The sequence below is a fragment of the Planktothrix sp. FACHB-1355 genome (assembly GCF_014748295.1).
Classification (GTDB): Bacteria; Cyanobacteriota; Cyanobacteriia; order Cyanobacteriales; family Aerosakkonemataceae; genus Aerosakkonema; species Aerosakkonema funiforme_A.
In genome coordinates this window covers 1-6,685 of record NZ_JACJUP010000270.1, presented here as the reverse complement: position 1 = coordinate 6,685, position 6,685 = coordinate 1, and the positions used below count along the sequence as shown (strand labels likewise).

Below are 6,685 nucleotides of genomic sequence, written 5' to 3'. Positions count from 1 at the left end.
CACTAGCGCTGAATTTGGTAGGGCGCTATGTGAAGAAGCGGAAGATTTCTCTGGCAGAAATGCTGCGACGACTGGAAAAAAAAAGACTCAAGCAGGAATCTTTCGAGCGGGACAAGAATGACCCGGCATGGACGCTGAATGTTAAGCGAGGAGTTGCTGCTGCCTTTGAATTGAGTTGGGAGGAGTTGAGTGAGGAAGCTCAGCATTTAGGTTGTTTGCTGAGTTTGTTTGCTTTAGCTCCCATTCCTTGGTCACTGGTGGAAAGCGTAGCTACAGGTAAAGACGCTGAAGATCTAGAAGATGCCAGAGTCGAGTTGGAAGGTTTGCATCTAATTCAGGGAGAGGATACCTACCGCCTGCATCAACTGATTCGAGAATTTTTTCAGGAGAAGTTGGCACAGTCAGCCGAGGCAGATAAACTCAAACGAGCCTTTGCGGCGGCAATGGCAACAGTGGCAAAGCAAATTCCTGACCGCCACTCACTCACTCTTGAGCAGTTTGCCCTCTTCAGCCCCACCATTCCCCATATGGTAGAAGTGGCTAACTATTTAGCTTCCTATCTCATGGATGAGGATTTAGTTGGCTATTTTAATATCTTGGGCGGTTTCTATGAACGTCAAGGGTTTTATGACCAAGGGGAAACTTTGCACAGGAAGTGCTTAACCATTGCTCAAACCCGCTTTGGTTCTGAGCATCCTGCTGTGGCACAAAGTATGAACGATCTAGCATTTCTCTATTGGCAACAGGGGCGCTACAGCCAAGCTGAACCTCTTTATATGCAAGCATTACAACTCAATAGACACCTGCTTGGAGAAAATCATCCTGACGTTGCAACTAATCTGGATAATCTAGCTAAGGTTTACGATGATCAGGGACGCTACGATGAAGCTGAACAACTTTATCTCCAAGCTTTGAAACTAAGGCAAGAACTGCTGGGTCATGAAAGCCTTGGCGTATCACTTACGCTCAATAATCTAGCGAATCTTTACACATCTCAGAAACGTTATGGCGAAGCAGAAGTTCTCTATTTTCAAGCATTAGAAATCAGTAAACGTCTGCTTGAATATAATCATCCTCACGTAGCAACGGCTCTAAATAATCTGGCATTTCTTTACTGGAAGCAGAGTCGTTACAACGAAGCGGAACCTCTATATAAGCAAGCATTAGAACTCAACGAACGCTTACTTGGAGAAAATCATCCTAACGTGGCAAGTAACCTAGATAATCTAGCTAAGGTTTACTATCGTCAAGGACATTATAGCAAAGCCGAACCTCTGTATTTGAGAGCTTTAGAGTTGAAGGAAAACAGGCTTGGAGAAAAGCATCCCGATGTAGCACTCACTCTTAATAATTTGGCAGTACTATACGAAGCTCAATGTTGCTACAGCAAAGCGCAATTGTTGTATGTGCAATCTTTGACGGTTGGTGAGTGCCAATTAGGGTCGGAGCATCCCCGTATGGTTATGTTCAGGAGAAATTTTGCAAGTTTCTTAAGGCAAGCAATTTGTGAAGGACGCGCTGATTTAGAAGCGTTGCCAGATAGTCCAACAATTCAGGCTATCCTTGCCGAAGTTCAAGCAAGCCTTGAGCAATCCGAATAAAGTGGACATGATGCCTGCTCCACAAGAGTGTTGCCTACCCTTCAACTTCAAAACGCGATCGCTCTTATCTATGCTATGCCTTGTCGCTTCTCTCAAACTCTCTCCCACTACCTACTTCTGGGTTGAGAGCTTTCTCGAATGGGTAACTTGGGGGGCCGTCATTTTGTTGAACACTGTTCCAAAATAGAGGCATGAAATGTCCCAGATGAGCAGTGATTTGAATATGGGTAACTTGATTCAGGAGGGCTAAATTGACGAGCGATAACGAAAAAAATCTAGTTGGATTAAAACTCCGGCATGAAATCCGGTGCGACACAGACGTAATCACTCAACTAGAATGGTCACCAGATAGACAACTGCTGACCTCACCTCGGTTTTGCCATGCAACAGGTGGCAGAAGGCACGGGGGAATTAGAGATTTACTTCTATCCTGGCGTAAGCGACTTCGATCGCGTCACCTTCATCCGCTTTATCAAAAACCACCTGTACACTAAAGGTATTGACCTGCAAGAACGCATCCGCCTCTACTGCCCTGAGTGTGGAGAAGAGGTTAGAAATAGAAAAGCAATTGAAACACGGGTGCAGGCAGGCAAACTAGAGATTCGCTGTCAGTATTGCGATACTGCCGTGCTGATTCCCCGCAGTATCGAGGAAAAATACAAAAGCGATCGCGCTTATCTCGACAAGCAAAAACAACTGCAAGCTACAGTAGAAAAACGTACCCAGCAGGAAGTGAAAGCCTTCCGCCAAGACCACCAGCAGTACATGGCAGACTCCGATAACTGTATCCGTATCCTCCACCTGTCTGACATCCATCTGGGAACCGTCGAGCAGGCAAACCGATACTTTTCCCAACTTGCTACTGACCTCACGCAGAACCTCAATATCAAGCAGCTCAACTACCTGGTGGTTTCCGGCGATATTGCTAACCGTTCCACTGAGGACGAGTACGACGCTGCGTTTTACCTGGTGGATAAGCTAGTGAAACGCTACGGACTCGACCCCAACCGCGTCGTTATCGTTCCTGGCAACCACGACCTCAACTGGGACTTATCCGAAGCTGCCTATCCTTTTTTTCCCAAGCGCAAGCTGCCCAACCCTTTACCCGAAGGGCGATACATTGAGGCTGGCGGTGCTGGGGCGTTGATTTGTGACGAAGCAGAATACAAACAGCGCTTTGCCTACTTCAGCGATCGCTTCTACAAAAAAGTCTACGGCAAACCGTATCCCCTAGAGTACGGCCAGCAAGCCATCCTCCATCCCTGCCCAGAAGACAAAATCCTGTTCCTTGCCCTCAACTCCTGCTGGGAAATCGACCATCATTACCGCGATCGCGCTGGCATTTATGCGAATGCGATCGCCAATGCTGTTGACCAAATTCTGAGTGAGAACTACGACGATTGGCTGAAAATTGCGGTTTGGCATCATCCCGTCAATGGTTCCGAGTCCATGAAAAATCCCGCTTTTCTAGAACAGTTAGCGGTACATGGATTCCAGCTTGGCATTCACGGACACATTCACGAAGCCAAGGATGAGAATTTTCAGTACGACACCAAGCGAGGAGTGCGGATAATCGCTGCCGGAACCTTTGGCGCACCGACTCACGAACAGGTGACAGGCATTCCCCTTCAGTACAACTTGCTGACTCTCGATCCGGAAACTGGAGAACTGACCGTTGAGACGCGCAAGAAGGAAAAAGTTGATGGTGCTTGGTCAGCGGATGCCCGGTGGGTTGACAAGAATGATCCAAAACCTAGGTACACTATTGCGTTGCAGTATGGTAACAGAAAACAGGCAGCTCAGTCCTCCAGTCAGTTAAAAACTGCAACTCAGGGCAATGTCCCGAATCCCCAACAGAATATTCTCACGAATGTCCAAGCTCAAAACATTACAGTTGGCAACATCCACCAACAATCTAATCACTTTTGGGAAACATCCAAGTCCACAAACATGACTCCAGATTTACCTTCCAAGCGTACCATCTTGACTCTGGCATCTAGTCCAGTGAATGAGGCAAGACTGCGCCTTGATAAAGAGGTACGTGAAATCAAGACTGCGTTGCGACTGGCAAAGTACGGCGATCGCTTTTCCTTAGAGCAGCAATGGGCAGTTCGTCCTGATGATTTGCAAGATGCCCTTCTCGACATAGAGCCAGAAATTGTTCATTTTTGTGGGCATGGAACAGGAGTGAACGGATTGGCACTTGAAAATGAAATGGGAACAGTGCAGCTTGTGTCAACTGATGCCCTAGCTAGGCTGTTCAAATTACTCACCAAGCATGTGCGGTGTGTGGTACTCAATGCCTGTTATTCGGATGTACAGGCAGAGGCAATCAGGCAGCACATTGACTATGTGGTAGGGATGAATCAAGCGATCGGGGATGAAGCTGCAATTAATTTTTCTAAAGGATTTTATCGTGCCTTAGCTAACAATAAAACTTTTGAGGAGGCTTATGAGTTTGGCTGTAATGCCATTGATTTACAAAGCCTTCCAGATTATCTAACTCCAGTTCTAAAAAAAAAGAACGAATAACGGCAGCTAACTCGATTGATGCCTTGGTGCAGAAAGTGCGATCGCACCACTGCTCTAAATTGGAAAGGAAATATAGCAAGATTCGCTTATTTAATCTCCAGCAGGTGGAAGTAGACAAGCTGTATGTTGAGGTCTATTTGCTGGAGAGAGTGACCAGTCGATTTCGGGCAGAAATTGAGGACTTGTTGAACGGGGTTGATCCGTTGAGGTATTTCGATCGCCTTGGCTTAGGGGCACGGCAAAGTGACAAACGGGCGCAAGGATTGGAAATTGCTCGACGGTTGGACAAGTTGATGGTGCTGGGTAAACCAGGTGCCGGGAAAAGTACCTTTTTGCAGCATCTAGCGGTTGCCTGTTGCCGGGGTGAGTTTTTACCGGGGCATATCCCAGTTTTGATTGCCTTGAGAGATGTAGACGCCAGTCAGTTTGATTTACTGCGTTTAATTCATCAAGCCTTGAGGCTGCCGGAACAGCAGCAGACGGAGCAAATCCTTAAGCAGGGTTGGGTTTTGATTTTGTTAGATGGGTTGGATGAGGTATCCAGTCAGTTTCGTAAATCAGTGCGAAATCAAATTGTTAAGTTTGTAGAGGACTACGACCAAAACCACATCATCCTCACCTGCCGAACCCAAACGACGGAATACAATCTACCCACTCCCTTTGAGTACGTCGAAGTTGCAGACTTTAGTCCGGAGCAAGTCAGAATCTTTGTCGAAAACTGGTTTACTGCATCCTTTACAGACCCCAAGCAGGGAACGGCATTAAAGGAGCAGTTCCTAGAAAAGCTGGAGTCAAATCGGCAAATTGCTGACTTGGCAGTGACTCCCATCTTGTTGAGTTTGACCTGTTCAGTGTTTAGTGACTTGCAGGATCTGCCCAAACAGAGATCTGCATTATACCGAGATGGGCTGAATCTCTTATTGAAGCAGTGGGATGAAGACCGGGAAATTACACGAGAGGTTGGTAACGGAATCTATCGGCAGCTAACACTGGAGCAAAAGGAAAAGCTGCTGAGCGAGCTGGCATTTCGCAAGTTCCAACAACTAGAAAACTTTGTGTTGTTTGAGCAACAGGAAATTGAGGGCTACATTGCCGAGCATCTCCAGATTTCCTCCACAGACAGTAGCCCTGTCCTCAAGGCAATAGAGACACAGCATGGATTACTCATCGAACGGGCACAGCGGATTTGGTCATTCTCGCACCTGACGTTTCAGGAATATTTCACTGCTTGCCATTACCTGCAATCGAGGGATTTACCAGCCCTCGCCACTCATGTGATAGAACCTCCTTGGCGGGAGGTGTTTCTGTTGGCAACGGAGATGCTGCAACCTACGGATCGACTCGTGCAATTGATGAAGCAGCAGATCGATCGAGCGTTGGTAGAGAGTGCCAAGTTGCAGGAGTTCTTAACTTGGGTGGAGCAGAAATCTACTTCTGTACAAGCCCCCTATAAGCCTGCTGCGATTCGGGCTTTCTATTTTGCGATCGTCCTCGCTCATGGGTTCGACATTGAACGCACTCTTTCAGACGCCCTCGCCCTTGCCCTTGACCGCGACCGTAATCGCGACTATACTCTTGCCCTCGCCCTTGACCGTAATCTTACCCAAGAGTGCGCCCTCTTTGCCCGTGAACGCAGTCACACTTATGCCCTTGCTCTTGGTTACAGCCTTAACCACCCTCGCAACCGCAGCCTTGATATCAAGCTCGCCCAAACCCTTGTTCGTACCCTCAACAAGCCGGAATTAGATCGCAACCTGCAAATGCTTGGAAACCAGCTACCCCATATATCTGAAGACAACTGGGAAAACTTCCAGCAATGGTGGCAAATTAATGGGCAAGCCTGGATAAAGCAACTGCGAGCAGTCATAATAGACTATTGCAACATCGGACACGATTGGCAGTTCAGCAATGAGCAACATCAATTGCTCCGGCACTATTACGATGCCAACAAGTTGCTGGTAGATTGCCTAAATAACAGTTGTACAGTGAATAATGAAGTGAGGATGGAGATTGAGGAAACGTTGTTGTTACCAATCGCGGAGATTGAGAAACTCGGATCTTGCGCCTAGAAATATGGATCTGAAAACCATACCCCTCTTCTGTCACTCTCGGAAAATCACGATTGAAGCTAAATTATGAAAGCCTTCTTAGTTAAGAATTTGAGCGGTGAGTTTTTGATAGAAACTAAAAAACATAATTCAATTGGGAAAACTCGCCTTACATCAGGGTTTCAGCGTTTGCGATCACCCAAAGTGACAGAAGAGGGGTAACTACGTGTAAGGGGAATCAAATTTTACAGTTATATTTATAGGTACAATCTACGAAACTATCACTCGCGAGCCTACTTGCCATAATTACTATTCCAAAAAAACCAGCATACAGCCCAGTATAAATATAATATTTCCAGCTTGGAAATGAGATTAAAAAGCTCTACTAAGATATCCAAATCGCTGTTTCCATACTTGGTCAGTCGATTACTATTTTTTCCCTGCAAGCGAGTGACACAAGAGCGGTAATGCGCTGACGCGCATTTTTATTAAAGCCTAAATGAC

Annotated in this window: 3 protein-coding genes; all 3 read left to right on the top strand. The window is 46.6% G+C overall.

Annotated elements, in window-relative coordinates:
* On the top strand, positions 1-1,601 hold a 1,601-nt coding region (locus tag H6S82_RS13450), incomplete at its 5' end, for a tetratricopeptide repeat protein (RefSeq protein ID WP_206756866.1).
* A gap of 381 nt (positions 1,602-1,982) precedes the next feature.
* Complete coding sequence (locus H6S82_RS13445; RefSeq protein WP_199315125.1) at positions 1,983-4,133, top strand: metallophosphoesterase; 2,151 nt, start codon at positions 1,983-1,985, stop codon at positions 4,131-4,133.
* A gap of 26 nt (positions 4,134-4,159) precedes the next feature.
* Complete coding sequence (locus H6S82_RS13435; RefSeq protein ID WP_347339497.1) at positions 4,160-6,202, top strand: NACHT domain-containing NTPase; 2,043 nt, start codon at positions 4,160-4,162, stop codon at positions 6,200-6,202.
* Positions 6,203-6,685 lie beyond the last annotated feature (483 nt).